At 64.8% G+C, this 15,710-nt stretch carries 16 protein-coding genes and 1 riboswitch; of the genes, 6 read left to right on the top strand and 10 right to left on the bottom strand.

Features of this window, described 5'->3' with window-relative positions:
- Positions 1–3: 3 nt before the first annotated feature.
- The 6 genes from A5740_RS21580 to A5740_RS21555 form a co-directional block, all read right to left on the bottom strand.
- Positions 4–849: an ABC transporter permease gene (locus A5740_RS21580; RefSeq protein WP_076197420.1), complete on the bottom strand. Its 846-nt coding sequence runs from the start codon at positions 847–849 to the stop codon at positions 4–6.
- Positions 846–1,721, bottom strand: coding sequence for an ABC transporter permease (locus A5740_RS21575; RefSeq protein ID WP_076197419.1), 876 nt, complete (start codon positions 1,719–1,721; stop codon positions 846–848). The genes A5740_RS21580 and A5740_RS21575 overlap by 4 nt, the downstream gene beginning before the upstream one ends.
- A 4-nt stretch (positions 1,722–1,725) precedes the next feature.
- Entirely contained in the window at positions 1,726–2,910 is a 1,185-nt protein-coding gene (locus A5740_RS21570) for a spermidine/putrescine ABC transporter substrate-binding protein (protein ID WP_076197418.1), read from the bottom strand.
- Between the two features lie 55 nt (positions 2,911–2,965).
- Positions 2,966–4,009 (bottom strand): ABC transporter ATP-binding protein, encoded by a 1,044-nt coding sequence (locus A5740_RS21565; RefSeq protein ID WP_254849288.1) that lies wholly within the window; start codon positions 4,007–4,009, stop codon positions 2,966–2,968.
- Between the two features lie 393 nt (positions 4,010–4,402).
- Entirely contained in the window at positions 4,403–5,806 is a 1,404-nt protein-coding gene (locus A5740_RS21560; RefSeq protein WP_076197414.1) for an MFS transporter, read from the bottom strand.
- Positions 5,807–5,976: 170 nt separating this feature from the next.
- Complete coding sequence (locus A5740_RS21555) at positions 5,977–6,828, bottom strand: alpha/beta fold hydrolase (protein WP_076197412.1); 852 nt, start codon at positions 6,826–6,828, stop codon at positions 5,977–5,979.
- 357 nt (positions 6,829–7,185) lie between these two features.
- Here A5740_RS21555 and A5740_RS21550 point away from each other — a divergent pair, with 357 nt between their 5' ends.
- On the top strand, positions 7,186–8,055 hold the full coding sequence (locus tag A5740_RS21550) for a hypothetical protein (protein WP_076197456.1): 870 nt from the start codon (positions 7,186–7,188) through the stop codon (positions 8,053–8,055).
- Between the two features lie 64 nt (positions 8,056–8,119).
- Here the strand turns inward: A5740_RS21550 and A5740_RS21545 are convergent, their stop codons facing one another.
- The 3 genes from A5740_RS21545 to A5740_RS21535 all read right to left on the bottom strand — a co-directional run bounded on the left by A5740_RS21545 (position 8,120) and on the right by A5740_RS21535 (position 9,596).
- Positions 8,120–8,440, bottom strand: a complete 321-nt coding sequence (locus A5740_RS21545) for a hypothetical protein (RefSeq protein ID WP_076197410.1) — start codon at positions 8,438–8,440, stop codon at positions 8,120–8,122.
- Between the two features lie 145 nt (positions 8,441–8,585).
- Positions 8,586–9,107 carry a hypothetical protein gene (locus A5740_RS21540; RefSeq protein ID WP_076197408.1) on the bottom strand — a complete coding sequence of 174 codons (522 nt, stop codon included), beginning with the start codon at positions 9,105–9,107 and terminating at the stop codon, positions 8,586–8,588.
- 198 nt (positions 9,108–9,305) lie between these two features.
- Positions 9,306–9,596 carry a hypothetical protein gene (locus A5740_RS21535; protein WP_076197406.1) on the bottom strand — a complete coding sequence of 97 codons (291 nt, stop codon included), beginning with the start codon at positions 9,594–9,596 and terminating at the stop codon, positions 9,306–9,308.
- A 187-nt stretch (positions 9,597–9,783) separates the two neighbouring features.
- On the opposite strand from A5740_RS21535, the gene A5740_RS21530 reads away from it, so the two are divergent.
- The gene (locus A5740_RS21530; RefSeq protein ID WP_076197404.1) at positions 9,784–11,085 is read left to right on the top strand and encodes a TrpB-like pyridoxal phosphate-dependent enzyme; all 1,302 of its coding nucleotides are present in this window, start codon (positions 9,784–9,786) and stop codon (positions 11,083–11,085) included.
- 178 nt (positions 11,086–11,263) lie between these two features.
- The gene (locus A5740_RS21525) at positions 11,264–11,581 is read left to right on the top strand and encodes a hypothetical protein (protein WP_076197402.1); all 318 of its coding nucleotides are present in this window, start codon (positions 11,264–11,266) and stop codon (positions 11,579–11,581) included.
- Positions 11,582–11,615: 34 nt separating this feature from the next.
- On the opposite strand, the gene A5740_RS21520 is transcribed toward A5740_RS21525, so the two are convergent.
- Positions 11,616–12,098 carry a CAP domain-containing protein gene (locus A5740_RS21520; RefSeq protein WP_076197400.1) on the bottom strand — a complete coding sequence of 161 codons (483 nt, stop codon included), beginning with the start codon at positions 12,096–12,098 and terminating at the stop codon, positions 11,616–11,618.
- A 116-nt stretch (positions 12,099–12,214) separates the two neighbouring features.
- Positions 12,215–12,408: riboswitch (cobalamin riboswitch) on the top strand.
- A 63-nt stretch (positions 12,409–12,471) separates the two neighbouring features.
- Here A5740_RS21520 and A5740_RS21515 point away from each other — a divergent pair.
- From A5740_RS21515 to A5740_RS21505, 3 genes are read left to right on the top strand one after another with little or no spacing between them, the layout of a single operon-like run.
- Entirely contained in the window at positions 12,472–13,560 is a 1,089-nt protein-coding gene (locus tag A5740_RS21515; protein WP_083654314.1) for an iron ABC transporter permease, read from the top strand.
- On the top strand, positions 13,557–14,363 hold the full coding sequence (locus A5740_RS21510) for an ABC transporter ATP-binding protein (RefSeq protein ID WP_076197398.1): 807 nt from the start codon (positions 13,557–13,559) through the stop codon (positions 14,361–14,363). The genes A5740_RS21515 and A5740_RS21510 overlap by 4 nt, the downstream gene beginning before the upstream one ends.
- 20 nt (positions 14,364–14,383) lie before the next feature.
- Positions 14,384–15,430, top strand: coding sequence for an ABC transporter substrate-binding protein (locus A5740_RS21505; RefSeq protein WP_076197452.1), 1,047 nt, complete (start codon positions 14,384–14,386; stop codon positions 15,428–15,430).
- The last annotated feature ends 280 nt before the right edge of the window (positions 15,431–15,710 follow it).

Below are 15,710 nucleotides of genomic sequence, written 5' to 3'. Positions count from 1 at the left end.
CGCTCAGGCGTCGATACGTTTGCGCCGGTACAGGGTTCCGGCCATCAGCAATACCAAACTCACCACAAGGATCGCCGTGGCCAGCACATTGATCTGAGGCGGGACGGCGGCCTTGACCGCCGCGTTGACGTACAGCGGATACGTGACGCTCGAGCCGCTGACAAAGTAGGTGATGATGAAGTCGTCGAGCGACAGCGCGAACGACAACATCGCCGCGGCCACGATTCCCGGAACGATCAGCGGCAGAGTGACCCTGAAGAACGTCCGGGTGGGGCTCGCCCCGAGATCCATCGAGGCATCCTCGAGGGTCCAGTCGAAGCCACGGACCCGTGCCCGTACCGTCAGTGCGATGAAGCTGACCTGGAACGCGATGTGGGCCAACACGATCGTGGGGTAACCCGTCGCCCAGCCCAGATCCAGGAACAGCGTCAACAACGATGCGCCCATGACCACCTCGGGCGCGGTCAGTGGCAGGACCAGGAAGGTGTCGACGGCCTTCTGACCGCGGAACCGTTGGCGCACCAGGGCGATGGCCACCAGGGTGCCGAGCACCAGGGCGACTGCTGTGGACACCGCGGCGACGTTCAGGCTCAGCTTCAGTGCCTCGGTCAACGCCGGATATTTGAATGGGTGCGCCCAGTTGTCGAGGGTGAAACCCTGCCAGGTGTAGTTGAACTTGCCCGAGGGATTGTTGAACGAGAACAGCACGATCACGACGATCGGCAGGAACAGGTACAACAACACCAACCCGGCCACCAGCCGCAGCACCAGGTCACCCCATTTCGGTGATCCCTTGACGGCCTTGGGTTCCGGCGGGTTGATCGCGGAATCGATCGCGGTGGCCCTCACACCAGATCCTCCGTTCCCAGCGCCCGGGTGTAGAGCAGCACGCCGATCAGGATGATGCCCATCAGGACCATGCTCAGTGCCGCGGCCGCGGGATAGTCCTTGACCACCAGGAACTGCTTCTGGATGACGTTGCCGATCATCGTGGTCTGCGTGCTGCCCAGGTAATCGGCATTGATGAAGTCGCCGACCGCGGGAATGAACACCAGCATGCTTCCCGCCAGGACACCCGGCATCGACAGCGGCAGAATCACTTTCGTGAAACTCCGGCGATTCGAGGAGTACAGGTCCTTGGACGCCTCGATCAGCCGGGGATCGATCTTCTCCAGGCTGACGTAGAGCGGCAGGATCATGAAGATGATCCAGTTGTAGGTCAGCCCACCGATCACCGCCCAGCTCGTCGAGAGCAGCCGACCCTCACTGGGCAACAACCCGATCGAGCCGAGCACGCTCACCACCAATCCGTCGTCGGCCAGGATGGTCTTCCAGGCCAATGTCCTGATCAGGAATGTGACGAAGAACGGCAGGATGACCAGCCCGAGGATCAGGTTCTTGTACCGACCGGCCTTGAAGGCGATCACGTAGGCCAGCGGAAAGGCCAACACCGCACACAGCACGGTAGCGGCCAGGGCGTAGCCGAAAGACCGCACGATCTGATCCTGGTAGTGACTGAACGCGTCGGCGTAGTTCCCGAAATTCCAGTCGAAGGTCAATGTCGGCAGGTAGATCGACCCACCCGAGGTGGACAGAGAGGTCCGCGCCAGCGAGACGAACGGCACCACGAAGAAGACACCCAGGTATGCCAATGCCGGCAGGATCATCAGATACGGAGCGATCCGGCTTCGACGCCGGCCGCTGATGGCTACGCCTGCCACCCGGTCAGCCCCCGGTCACTGCGGCATAGAGCTCGTTGAACTCCTGGGTCTGCTCGTCGGTCAGCGCTGCCCACGACTTGAGGTTCTCCAGCATCGCGGCCGGCGGGTTGATCAGTTGATTGCCGGCGATCGCGGGATCGATCTTGGCCAGTTCGTCGGTCATGTCCGAGAGCACTGGGACGAACTGCGTGGTGGCGATCAGCTTGGCGTAATTGGCCCGATCGTAGATGTAGTCGATCCACGCCTCGGCGGCCTTCTGGTTCTGCGTGGTGTACGGGATCACCATGGTGTCGATGAACCAGGTCCCTCCGGCCTCGGGCACGATGAACTCGATATCGGGATTGTCCGCCTTGAGCTGTACAGCGTCACCTGAATACGCCTGTGCGACAACCACATTGCCCGCGGCCAGCTCCTCGGCGTAATCGTTGCCGGTGAACTTGCGGATCTGGCCCCTGTCCTTGTTCTCCCGGATCGTGTCGACGGCCTTCTTGACCCCATCGGTGGTGGGGTCCTCGGGCGAATTGCCCTGCGCGAGCATCACCATGCCGACACCGTCCTGCAGATCAGACAGCAGGCTCACCCGCCCCTTGAACGCCGGGTCCCAAAGATCCTCGATCTTGGTGATGGGACGGCCGGTGGCAGCTTTGTTGTAGGCCAGACCCACCATGCCCGACATGAACGGTGCGATGAACTTGCGACCCGGATCGATCTTCGAGTTCAGCAGATCAGGCCGCAGGTTGTTCTTGTTGGGCACCCGTGAGTCACGGATCTCGTTGAGCCAGTGCAGGTTCAAGATGCGTGCGGCCATGAACTCCGTGGGAACCACGAGATCGGAACCGATGTCCTGTTTGCGCGACAACGGCTCCTTGACCTTGGCGAACCACTGCTCGTTGTCGTTGAAGTCTTCCTTGTAGTCGACCTGCAGGCCGGATGCTTTCTGAAACGCCTCGACGAACCCGGGCGCCATGTACAGCGGCCAGTTGGAGACCCTGAGCAAGCCGCTGGCCGGTGCGCCGTCGTCGGGCTCGGCCGAAGTGGACGGGGCGCTGGATTCTTCTCCGGAACCGCACGCGGCCAGGATCGACGGACCCAACGCCAGGGCGGCGGCGGCAGCGGCACCGCCACCGAGGAATCGGCGCCGCGACGTACGGTTTCCGGAAAGCAGTCGCGGGTCGGTGTTTTCGGGCATGGCGGCCTTTCGGTGGGGTCGGGCGCTGTCATCGAGGAGGAATGGCGGGCGGCGGTTACGTGTCGTCGAGCATCTCTTCGAGATCCTCGGTGGTGGGGATGTCCGCGGCCGGCAGCACGCGGGACGCCTCCGGTGACCAGCTCACATGCACGGGGTCTCCCGGGCGCAACAGCGGCAGGTCCTGCTCGGGACCGACGTGGGCGATGATCGTCGAATCATCCGGTGCGGCCACCGCGAGCCGCACCACCGGACCCTGGAAAGTCAGGTCCTTGACGGTGCCGGGCACCGATACGACGTCGGCGGTACCAGGCGGATCCGTGGACACCCGCACGCGTTCGGGTCGCACCATCAGGGTGGCGTGGCCGCCGGCCTCGATCGTGGTATCGCCCGGCTTGGCCTTGAGCGTGGTGCCGAGCACCTCGATCTCGACGAAGTCGCGGTTGACCCGGCCGGTCTGCCAGCCCGCCCACAGGTTGGCCTGCCCGATGAAGCTCGCCACGAACACCGTGGCCGGCCGGTCATAGATCTCGGTCGGGGTGCCGATCTGCTCGACATTACCGTTGTTCATCACCGCGATCCGGTCGCTCATGGTGAGCGCTTCTTCCTGATCGTGGGTGACGTAGACGAACGTGATGCCGAGTTCGCGCTGGATGCGTTTGAGTTCGAACTGCATCGCGTGGCGCAGTTTGAGATCGAGTGCGCCCAGCGGCTCGTCGAGCAACAGGGCACTGGGGTAGTTGACCAGAGCACGGGCCAACGCCACGCGCTGCTGCTGTCCGCCGGACAGCTGGCCCGGCTTGCGCTTGGCGAAGTCGGTGAGCCGCACGATGTCCAGCAGCTCGTCGACGCTGCGTTTGATCTCGGCGGCGTCTTTCCTGGCGGACTTCTTGCGGCTGCGCGGGCCGTAGGCGACGTTGTCCCACACCGTCATGTGCGGAAACAGCGCGTAATGCTGAAACACCGTGTTGACGTTGCGTTTGTGTGGGGGCACCCGGGAGACATCGGCACCTTCCAGGCGGATGGCGCCCTCGGTCGGGCTCTCGAATCCGGCGATCATGCGCAGGGTGGTGGTCTTGCCGCAGCCCGACGGACCCAGCATCGAGAAGAACTCGCCGGACGCGATGGTGAAGTCGGCATCGGCCACGGCCACATAATCACCGAACCGTTTCGTGACGTGGTCGATCTCGATGACGGGCGTTCCACTGCCGCGTGGCGCGTCGTCGTGGACTGTCGAGTTGTCGACGGCGGTGATGTCTGGGCCGGTCAGCGGTCTCTCCTCAGGTGCAGCCGTGGGAGCTGTCGGTAAACAATCGCGGATTCGGCCGACCTTCGCAAGCGATTCCGCAATGAATTAACAGTTCTACAATGGAATCCTTCGTTTCGCCCAGCTCGTACTGCGCGATTCCACAGCGGCCGACGACAACGTGCGGTCGACGCGGTTCAAGTTTCGCAGGCGATCCGATCGCCTCGACGCGAAACGGGCGGTTCCGGATCAACCCCACTCATGGTTCATCGCACGGGATTCAGACCGGCTTTGGACGGACTCGTCGTGACGGTCGGGGGCTCGCGACACCGCGATGAGGGCCATCGCCAGCGCCGCGGTCAGCGCGCCGGCGACGAAGATCGTCACAAAGCTGACCTCGGACGGCACCATCCGATGACCGAGCAGCACCGCCACCATCGCGGCGGCCACGGAGCTGCCGATGGTGCGGGCGATGGCATTCATGCTCGTGGCGATACCGGTCTCGGTGGCGTCGACCTCGCTGACGACGAGCGCCGGCAACGCACCGTATCCCAGACTGATGTAGGCGTTGGCCAGGACACCGGCCAGCACCACCTGCCAGGGACGGTCGTGCGCCACCGCGAGCATGACGAACCCGGCGATGCCGGCGATCGCGGCGACCACCAGCACTTTGCGAGCCCCGTATCGGTCGATGTAGCGGCCGCTGACCAGCGCCACCACGAAACCGGTGAGCGCGCCGGGAAGCAGGAAGTACACGCTCGCCTTCAGCACGCTGGCCCCGAACCCGTACCCTGCGGCCTCGCGCGACGTCTGCACGAACTGGGTGAGGCCGAGAAAAGCGAAGTACAACCCCATGCCGACCAGAACCGTGGCCAGATTGGTCAACAGGATGGGCCGTCGGGCCAGCATGGCCGCCGAGACCAGGGGATCGGCGGCCCGTCGCTCCCACCACCACCAGCCGATCAATACGGCCACGCCGCCGATCAGGAAAGCCAGGGTGCCGGGGTGAATCCAACCCCACGAGTTGCCCTGGGTAAGCGCCAGCAGTACCGCCGACAATCCGATCGCCAGGCCGGCGGCGCCGAGCCAGTCGATGGCACCGCCGGCGTCAGGCCGCCGGTTGGGGACCACCGCGACCGCGACGGCGATGACGACGACCGTGAATGCCGTGGTGAGCCAGAAGACGCGGTGATAACCCGCATCCCCGGTCATCAGCACACCGGTGACCACCAGGCCGACCCCGCCGCCGAACCCAAGAGTTCCGGACAACACGGACATCGCCCCCACGAGCCGTTCTTCGGCGAGTTCCTCGCGCAGGATCGCGATGCTGATGGGATACAGCGCATATGAGGCGCCCTGCAGGACGCGGGCCGCGACCAGCAGCGGTACCGATGCGGTGACCGCGGCCAGCACCGAACCTGCCAGCACGACCACCAGCACACCGAGCAGAACGCGTTTCTTGCTGTAGAGGTCGGCGAGCCGGCCGATCAACGGGGTCGAGGCCGCCGCGGCCAGGAGGTTGGCGGTGACGGCCCAGCTGACCGCTACCGACGAGGTGTGCAACTGCTGGGCGATGATGCCGAGGATGGGTACCACCGCGGTTTGCAGGACGGCGACGGTCAACGCGACCAGGCTCAAGCCGGCGATCAGCATGCCGGGGCGAGGTTGCCGTGGGGGAGCGGGGGACGGGGACCGGTCGGTCTCGGTCCTCGCCACTTGAACTCCGCTCGTCAGCTCACCTGGATGTTTGTCGATTATGGTCGTCGTCCGCGCTCGGCCTCCACATGGGGTGCATCGTCGCGCACTCCGGAAACGTCAATTTCTCAGAGTGTGTGCGCCGCGAACCACTGCAACACCATCTCGGCGATCTCTGCCGGTTTCTCCTCCGGCAGCCAGTGCGAGGCACCGGTCAGCGTCTCGAACCGGTACGGAGCGCTGACGTACTTGGCGGTGTCGTGCGCGGGCTTGGCGGTGATTGCAATGTCGCGGTCGCTCCAGACGTACAACGTCGGGACCGTGATCTTCGGCGGCGCCGAGCCGAGGCCCGACCGGCTCAGCGGCATCGCCCGATACCAGTTCAGCGCGGCGGTCAACGCGCCGGGTTCGATCATGGACCGGGTGTCACGGGCAGCGGCTTCAGGCGGGAGTCCGCTACGGATCAGAGATTTGGTGACGGCCGCGCCCTTGCCGTCGCGGCCGAGCATGAGCCGTTCGGACAACCACGGCACTTGGTTGACGTACATGTACCACGACGCCAGGCCTTGACGGCTGGTGAGCAAAGACCGCAGGAACGCCATCGGGTGCGGGACGGACAGTGCGGTCAGCGAGGCCAACCGCTCTGGGGCATGACCCGCCACACTCCACGCGACCGCCGCGCCCCAGTCATGGCCGACGAGATGCACCCGGTCGGCACCACTGGCGTCGATCAGCGCGAGAGTGTCCTGCACCAGTTCGTATGCGCGATAGTCCCGACGGCGAAGCGGCCGGGCACCGGGTGAATAACCGCGCTGATTGGGGGCCAGGCACCGGAATCCCTGCGCAGTGAGCAGCGAGACGATCGGCAGCCAACTGGTGTTCTGCTGCGGGAACCCGTGCAGTAACACCACCACCGGACCGTCGGAAGGGCCGTCGTCGATGACGTCGAACACGAATTCCCCGCGGCGGTACTGATCCATTACGCACCTTCGTTCAGTAGAGGCATGACCGAGACGGACTGCGCGCGGCAGTGTTTCCGCATCATGCCAAGCCCAGCCGGGCAGGTGCCGGGCGCCGCCCCATTCGAGGCAGCCGACCACGCGTCCGGGAACCGACCAAGGGCATTCGCTGTTCTCCCGCGTGGTGGTCTACATCGCGCCTTGATACGAGAATGGTTGTTTGCCAGTAGATCCCGACGAGGCCCCGATCGATGCGGTCGTGATCTGCCGGTGGCCCAGTTGTGATCGCAACGTGGCGTCGATCAGGTGCTGAGCGGTTGCAGGGCGTCGACGAAGTGCGGTACCAATCATGAGGTGCGCGCGGGGAAGGACCACCTGATGACGGGGATTGGCACAGAAGACATTCCAGGGCATTGGCTCACCGCGGCAGAGATCGCTCAGGCGTCGCAGCTGCGGGAAGACCTGGTGGCGCGGTTTCTGCCCGCGGTACAACCACCAGAGAATCTCTACAGTCGCGACCTCGTGTCGGTCGCACGGTTCGTCAAGGCGCTCACCGACCTGGGTACGCCGACCGCGGCCGTCGAAGTGGCCGTCGCCGAGCTGCGCGCCCGTCCCGACGCCGCGTTCCAAGTCGCCCTCGGCAGCGGCAGCCGGTGGCCTTCGGGCGCCGGTCTGGCGGCAAGACGGGCGCGGACATGGAAGGCCGTCGGCGCTGCCACCGCTGCCGTGCTGCTCGTCGGTGGTGTTCTGGCAGTCACGCTGCCGAACAACGAGGAGGGGCAAACTGCCTCCGCGCCGGTTTCACCGCCATCGACCAAAGCCGTTCCTGCCGAGCCTGTTTCCTCGGCAGCAATCGACCACGTCGGTGCCCGTCCCACCCAGGCCTTCGCCGCAGCCAAGCCGGACCCGGTCTGCGGGCAGTGGCAACGGGCCAGTGCCGGCTACGACAACAAGCAGCGGGCCTGGGCCAAAACGGATCACCGGGTGCCGGCCGCACGCTGGGCACCCAAACAGCGATCCGTCACGATGGCCGTCATCCCGGTCATGCGCGAGGAATCTGCCGAACTGCGCCGGCTGGCGGACAAGGCCACCGACCCGCTCCTCAGCGGTCTACTGCGGGCTCAGTCGAGATACGTGGACAACTATGCCGCCAAGCTTGCAAAGTTCCAGCCGGCAGACCAGGCGCAGTGGACCGCGGCCACCGCGATCGACGCTGCGGTGAAAGCGGTGTGCACCACGCCACGGTGAGCACCGTTGGGCCTGATTGTGGTGGGGCACTGCGCACTGCGTGCCCCACCTGAAAGTAGTTGGCTTACAGCGGAATCCAGGTGCCGAGGAACCAGAAGCCCCACCCGTGCCCGTCTCCCGCCGGCATCGGTGTCACCCGTTGACCGTTCCAGTCGAACGGCTGGTGATCGCGCCGTCCCTGGTCAATGCCGCGGTTGTGCCATTCGTCGGCTTGGGGACCTCGGTTGTCGTGGTTGCCGTGGTTGTCGCAGTGCGCGCCGGGGCGATCACAGCCGGGCCCGGGGCCCGGATCGGCACTGGCCGTACCGATGCCGAGGCCCAGCAGTGCCGTCGCCCCGATGCCCGCCGCCATCGTCGCGACGCCTACGTGTTTCTTGAAACGCATTGCCTTACTCCGTTTCTGACTGGTACGACGAGGGTGCCGCACGGAGAGCAACGCTATTTCGGTGAGTTGTGTCGGCCCTATGGCGAACGTGGGCGTGGGCTGTGATCAGTGGCGAGAGGCGGCTAGTAGGCCAGGAGAGTCCTACTCACCAGGTGAGGTTGTGCTTTTCGAAGTGGCGGGCCAGCGCCTCCATGTACTCGTCACCGTGGAACGGGCCGCGGGCACCGATCGCCTTCTGCAGGAAGGGCCCGTACTCCTCGTCGTTGACATAAGTCGACCAGTGGGTGATCTGCCCGTCGTCGTTGGTGTCAATGAAGCTGATCGAGTAGAAGCCCATCGTCTCGCCCTCGGCTGTCGTGCCTTCCCAGCGATAGCGCATGACGAGACCATTCTCGGCGGGCCAGAACTTGTGGTCGACGGGTTTCCAATCCGGGAAGACCACCGAGTACGCCTTGGCCTCGACAGTGGCGGCGACGTCGAAAGAGGTTGCCACGTCTTTGAGGACGAGCTCTTGGCCGGCCACGAAGTAGGGGGAGGTATATACCGCGTCGTCGGTGAACTCCCACTCGTCGTACGTTTCGCCTTCCTGCACCTTTCGCAGCACGTACTTGTCGCGGTAGCTCTCGGCCATCCGGCGATGCTTGGCGATTCGATCGACGAGATCCATTGCAGTCCTTTTACTTCGGGGAGCGACGGTGCCAGCCCAGCGCCTCATGTGGCGTAGCGCACACGATCAATATACATCGATGTATCCGAGATTCAACGATGAATCCCGATCCCCATGGACTCGCTTTCGCCTGCGCAAATAGAGACGACCTCCGTCACCGCCGTACGCCGGCGATGGCGGAGGCCGAATCGGTACGGGCTAGAACGTCGGGACGAACACGCCGTTCATCCATACGCCCCAGTGGTGCCAGCCTTCATCCCAGACCTGCGGGTTACCGGCAGCCCACGCCGGTTGTGCCGGCGTCGGAGGTGCCCACGCCGGCGGGGACCCCGGATTCGGCCCCGGTGGGGGCGCCGTCGCGAGCATCGGCTGATTGGGTGCCGGCGCCCACGCCGGGTCAGCACCGGCCGTGGCCGCGCTGAGCCCCACTGCGCCGGCAGCCATCCCACCTGCAATAGCCGTGGTGGCGAGAATCTTTGTGATCTTCATGCCGTAGACCTCCAATCCGTTTGCGGATGAATCTCACGGATCCGTTGGCTAGCCGAGGTCGGCAAGCGATAAACCTCCTAGCCAAAACATGTGTGTCATCGGGCGCCGAGATCGGCTGAAACAGTGGCCCACTGGAGGGAAACATACTGGTTGAGGGCACATCAGCGGCCCCGACTACAGTGTCGGCATGACGCTGCACGCCGACGCTACCCATCCGGATCTGGTGACCGTCGAGGTGCCGACGCATTGGTACAACTTTTCCGCCGAGTTGGACACGCCGATCCCCCCTCACCTCCATCCGGCAACCAAACAACCGGTGGCGCCCGACGATCTCGCCGCGCTGTTTCCGAGCGGGTTGATCGAGCAGGAAGTATCCACCGAGCCCTACATCGCGATCCCGGACGCCGTGCGCGAGATCTACGCGATGTGGCGCCCGGCGCCGTTGATCCGGGCCCGGCGGTTCGAGCAGGCCCTGAACACCGGAGCGCACATCTACGTCAAGTACGAGGGCGTCAGCCCGGTCGGCAGTCACAAGACCAATTCGTCTGTGGCCCAAGCGTATTACAACAGCATCGATGGTGTCCGCAAACTCACCACCGAGACCGGCGCCGGCCAGTGGGGCAGTGCGCTGGCGTTCGCCGGCGCACAGTTCGGCCTCGAGGTCGAGGTGTGGCAGGTGCGGGCGTCGTACGAGTCAAAACCCTACCGACGTCACCTGATTCGAACCTACGGCGGCACAGTGCACTCCAGTCCCTCGACGCTCACGGCGTCGGGTCGAGCGATCCTCGCTCAGACTCCTGATACCACCGGCAGTTTGGGAATGGCCGTCAGCGAGGCGGTCGAGGTCGCTGCCGCTGATCCGGACACCCGCTACGCCCTGGGCAGCGTGCTGAACCATGTGGTGCTGCACCAGAGCGTCATCGGCCTGGAAGCCGTCGCACAGTTGAACGCGGTCGAACCGAGCGGCGCCGACGTCGTCTTCGGCTGTGCCGGAGGCGGCTCCAACCTGGCCGGCCTGGCGTTCCCGTTCCTGCGCGAAAAGATCCATGGTCGCTCGAATCCGAAGATCGTCGCCGCCGAACCGGCCGCATGCCCGTCGATCACGCAGGGGGAGTACCGGTATGACCACGGCGACGTGGCGGGGCTGACGCCGTTGCTCAAAATGCACACGCTCGGCATGGATTTCGTGCCCGATCCAATCCATGCGGGCGGACTGCGTTATCACGGCATGGCCCCCGCGCTCAGTCACACCGTCGAACTCGGACTGGTCGAAGGCGTCGCGATCTCGCAGCGCGATGCATTCTCTGCCGGCGTACTGTTTGCGCGCACCCAGGGAATCGTGCCCGCGCCCGAATCTACGCACGCGATCGCCGCCGCCGCAGCGCATGCGGCCGACAATTCAGCCGAACAGGTTGTGGTGATTGGACTCTCCGGACACGGTCAACTCGACCTGCCGGCGTATGCCGAATTCCTGGACGGCAATTTCTGAGCTGCGACTGTTGCCGTCCGTCGTGTCTGAATTCGATGTGAATCGTCTATGAGCTTCTGCTGCAACTAATTATGCGTTGTGTATGAGTTCCGGCCACCAACCGTATTCGCCTCTAACCTGGACCTATACGCCGCATCCATACGGAGCGGCTGAGTGATCGGGCCGGAAAGGGGCTCAGATGACGAAAAATACGTTCGCGAAGTTCGCTGCCGTCGCCTCGGCTGCGGCAGGTTTGATTCTCGTGTCGTCCGCGCCGGCGGTGGCGGCACCGACGGGCCAGACCTCGGCCCAAGCGACGATCAGCGATCTGGAAGCCCAAGGTTTCAAAGTCATTCTCAACAAAGTCGGCAATGCACCGATGGATCAGTGCACCGTGACGGCGGTGCGCCAGGGGACTGATGTCAAGCATTCGTGGGTGCAGCGCGGGCCGGTGGGCAATGTGAACAACCTCGTGCGCTATACCACCGCCTACGTCGACCTGATGTGCAGCCGCTGAAGATGCCGGTTTGTCGCGTCTGTCGCACGGCGGCCTAGGCTCCCGCGAAGTCACCCACAACCGTCATCTTGTTGCTGTCCATGGCTGTCGCGAAGCCGGCTGCGGTGTAGCTGCAATTCAAGATGATGTCCCGGTGCGGGGGACTGTTCATCCACGCGTCGAGCGCTGCGGCCACACTGGCTGCCGATCCGGTACCCCAGTACACGACTTCGCCCGTGTACCCGGCAGAGGTGTAGCCCGCATCCGCGATACGGGCTTGCGGTGAAGAGCCATCCGAACCAGTGTGGCCGCCCACGCCGGTCACCAGCATGTCATCGGCGTGCCGTTGCGCTGCCGACGTCAAGCTCGGTGCGCCGCCGATACCCTGACAGGTTTGGCGAAGCTGGCCGACGCGGTTCTGTAAGGCGGTCCCGAGATCATCTGCCCGCGCGGGTGACGCGACGACAGCAGCCGCACCGAGGACGATGATGGCCGCAGTGCATTCCGAGGAGACCGCGACGATTCTGCGTTTCGTCATAGTGGTTCTCTATGGATAGAGGGCTTGCTGAAAACTTGCTGCAGCAAACAGCCTACGACTGGTTTTCCCGCGATGGTAGAAATCGGGCCATTCCGGCTGCCGGCCGGTGCTTGGTAGTGTCGGCAATCGAGGTCGGTCGCATCCGTGCCAACGGATGCCAGGGAACCCGGTGAGAATCCGGGACTGGCGCGCAGCGGTATGGGAGACGGACTCGGCACACAAGCCACTTGAAGACCTGGCGGTCTTCTGGGAAGGCGCCGAGTTCGGATGATCCCAAGTCCGAATACCTGCCGTCCTCGGTTCAGTCCACGTGTATCTCGCGCACAGATACCCCGGCAGACGAAGGCAAGGCGTGTCGATCCACCGGCCTCCCATGACCGTGCCCCCGAAGGCAGCTCTTCACGGAGTTACGGCACCGGTTCCCACCGTACGACGAATTCCGGCCTCGCCGCTGACCGCGATTCTCGCGGGCCTCACCTTGGTGAGCATCGTGGTCTCGGTCGCCTTCGGCGCGGAGCACATCCCGATCGGCGAGGTGTGGCGCACCGTGACCGGCCGCTTCGTCAACGGGATCGAGGTCGACTCGGCCTATGACGTCATCGTCTGGGACCTGCGCCTACCGCGTTCGATTCTGGCCGCCATCGTCGGCGCGGGGCTGGCGTTGGCCGGCGCGCTCATGCAGGCACTGGTGCGCAACCCGCTGGCCGAACCATATCTGCTGGGGGTGTCCGCAGGGGCCGCCGTCGGTGCAACGTCGGTGATGACCCTCGGGGTGCTCTCAGCGCTGGGGGTATGGGCGTTGTCCGGAGGCGCGCTGCTGGGCGCTTTGGTCGCAACCCTCACCGTGTACGCCGTCGCACGCGCCCAGGGCGGGCTCAGCGCCCTTCGCCTGATCCTGTCAGGCGTCGTGCTGTCCTCGGCATTCATGGCGTTGTCGTCGTTGCTGGTATTCACCACCGGTGATCCGCATGCGGCGGAGAGCGTCATGTTCTGGCTGCTCGGCAGTGTCGCCGGAGCGACGTGGGCGAAAGTGCCGATCGCCGGTGCCGTGGTCCTGGTTTCGCTGATCGGGGCGTTGCTGATCCATTCGTGGCTCGACGCCTACGCCGTCGGTACCGACACTGCCACCTCCCTCGGCGTGCCGGTACGGGCATTGCGCAACGCACTGTTCGCCACGCAGGCGGTACTTGTCGGCGTACTGGTCGCCGTCTCCGGCGGCATCGGCTTCGTCGGGCTCATCGTGCCGCACGCGGCACGGCTCATCGTGGGTGCCACTCATCGTGCGATGCTGCCGGTGACGGTATTCGGCGGGGCGCTGTTTCTGGTGTGGGTCGATGTGATCTCCCGGGAGCTGGCCGCGCCCCGGGAGATGCCGCTGGGCATCGTCACCGGACTGATCGGGGCTCCGGCGTTTCTGTTCCTGATGGGTCGTCGCCGCTACGAGTTCGGCAACAGCACATGAGCGCCGCGACGGTCAGCGCGCATGCCGTCACGTGTCGCCGCGGCGGGAGAACCGTGGTGTCCGGGGTCGATCTGGTCGTTCCCGCCGGCACCCGACTGGCCGTGGTCGGTCCCAACGGCGCCGGCAAGACCACCCTGCTGCGGGCGCTGTCGGGTCTGCAGGCTCCGCGGGCCGGAACGGTCCAGGTCGACGGCGACGACGTGTACCGGATGCCCGCACGGCGCCGCGCGCGCACCGTCGCGGTGGTCGGGCAGGAAGAGCGGCCCTCGGGTGAGCTGACCGTCGCCGAGGCAGTCCGGCTCGGCCGGACGCCGTACCGGAACCCGTGGTCGTCGACGGGTGCGGGCGGGGAGCACGACATCGTCGACGACGCGCTGAAGGCGGTCGGCCTGAACGGCTGGGGAGATCGGTCCTGCGCGCAGCTCTCCGGTGGTGAACGTCATCGTGTCGTACTCGCGCGCGCGTTGGCCCAACAAACGTCGGTGCTGGTGCTCGATGAACCGACCAATCATCTCGACGCGGCATGGCAGCTGAGATTCATGAGCATTCTCGACCACCTCGAATGCACGGTCATCGCTGCCATGCACGATTTGGATTTGGTGTTGAGGCATTTCGACGCAGTCGCCGTCGTCGCCGCCGGCGGTCTCGTCGCTCACGGGCCGCCGGCGCAGGTGCTTGACGCCGACCTGCTGTCTCAGGTGTTCGACGTCGCCGGCGATGTCATCACCCATCCCTCCACGAGGCGTTCCCACCTCCTGCTCACCCACGCCGACCCGGCATTCGACACCCCTGATGGAAGATGACTGTGGCACACACCTTTTGGATGAAGTTGTCCGTTTCGGGTCTCGCGTTCGGCCTGATCACTGCCTGCGGCGCGCAGCGCGATGTGTCCGCTCCGTCGGCCACCGTGACCGTCGCCAATTGCGGCGAGGAGGTCAGCTATGAACAGCCGCTCGATCGGTTGTTCGTCAACGACGGCGGCATGATCGCCATCGCGCTGGCCGCCGGCGCCCGTGAGCAGATGGTCGCGGTCAGCTCGATGGCGCGTGACGCCGACGTGCTCCGATTGGAGTACGGTGCGCAGGTCGATGGGCTCAACGAGGTGGCGTCGACGCAGCCGACGCTGGAGAACATCGTCGGCGCAAAGCCACAGGTGCTGTTCGCCGGATACAACTACGGCATGGGGGAAGCCCGAGGGATCACCCCCGAAATCCTCTCCGGGCACGGCATCGGCGTCTACCAGTTGTCCGAAGCGTGCCGGCAGGTCGAGGGAGAGCGCATACGCGGCACGATGGACCCGTGGGTTGCGCTCGATACCGACCTGCGCAACATCGGCACCATCACCGGCAACCCCGAACAGGGCGCACGCGCGGCCGACGAGGTGGCTGCCAGACTCGAAACGCTACGTGCCGCACCGCAACCCGAGGTAAAGCCGACGGTGTTTCTGTTCGACAGCGGCAGCGACACCGTCTTCTCATCTGGGATGTTCGGTGGGCCGCAAGGGATCATCGACACGGCCGGGGCACGCAATGCTACCGAGGACATTCGCGATACCTGGACCACGGTGAGCTGGGAGCGTATCGCCACCGCCGACCCAGACCTGATCGCCTTCGTCGACTACCCGGGCCAGTCGGTCGAGGAAAAGATCGACGCCCTTCGGTCCAATCCCGCCAGCAAGAACCTCAAGGCGGTCCGTGAGAACCGGTTCATCAATCTGCCGTATGCGATGTGGGTCTCCAGTCCGCTCAACATCGACGCTGCTGAGGTACTACGGTCGGTACTCGAAAACCATGGTCTGGCACCGAAATCCGGCATCATGCCCACGCTTGACGTGAAATCTCTGGGCTTGGCGGGTAACGACTGGCTGTAAATTGAACATCCCATCGCCGAGCGCGCACTCGGAGTCGAGATCGTGGCGCCCCGCGGAGCCTTCCACTACAACACTATCGTCACAGTGACGAATGGTGTTGTGGTGGAACGTCTTTACGGGAAGGGGATAGGCGGGATCGCGGACGGCAATTGAACGCGGGGAATTTCGGCAGGCAACTCAAGCCGGGGTACGTCGGCCGGAAGTGGGGTTCCCCAGAAGTAGTGGACATCTGAGATAGCGGGACGTGGTCCCCTGGAAGGATGTTCGTATGTCTGCTCGT

Origin of the sequence: Mycobacterium sp. GA-1841 (genome assembly GCF_001954135.1) — a bacterium.
In the GTDB taxonomy this organism is placed as follows: domain Bacteria; phylum Actinomycetota; class Actinomycetes; order Mycobacteriales; family Mycobacteriaceae; genus Mycobacterium.
This window is presented reverse-complemented; position numbering and strand designations above follow the sequence as displayed.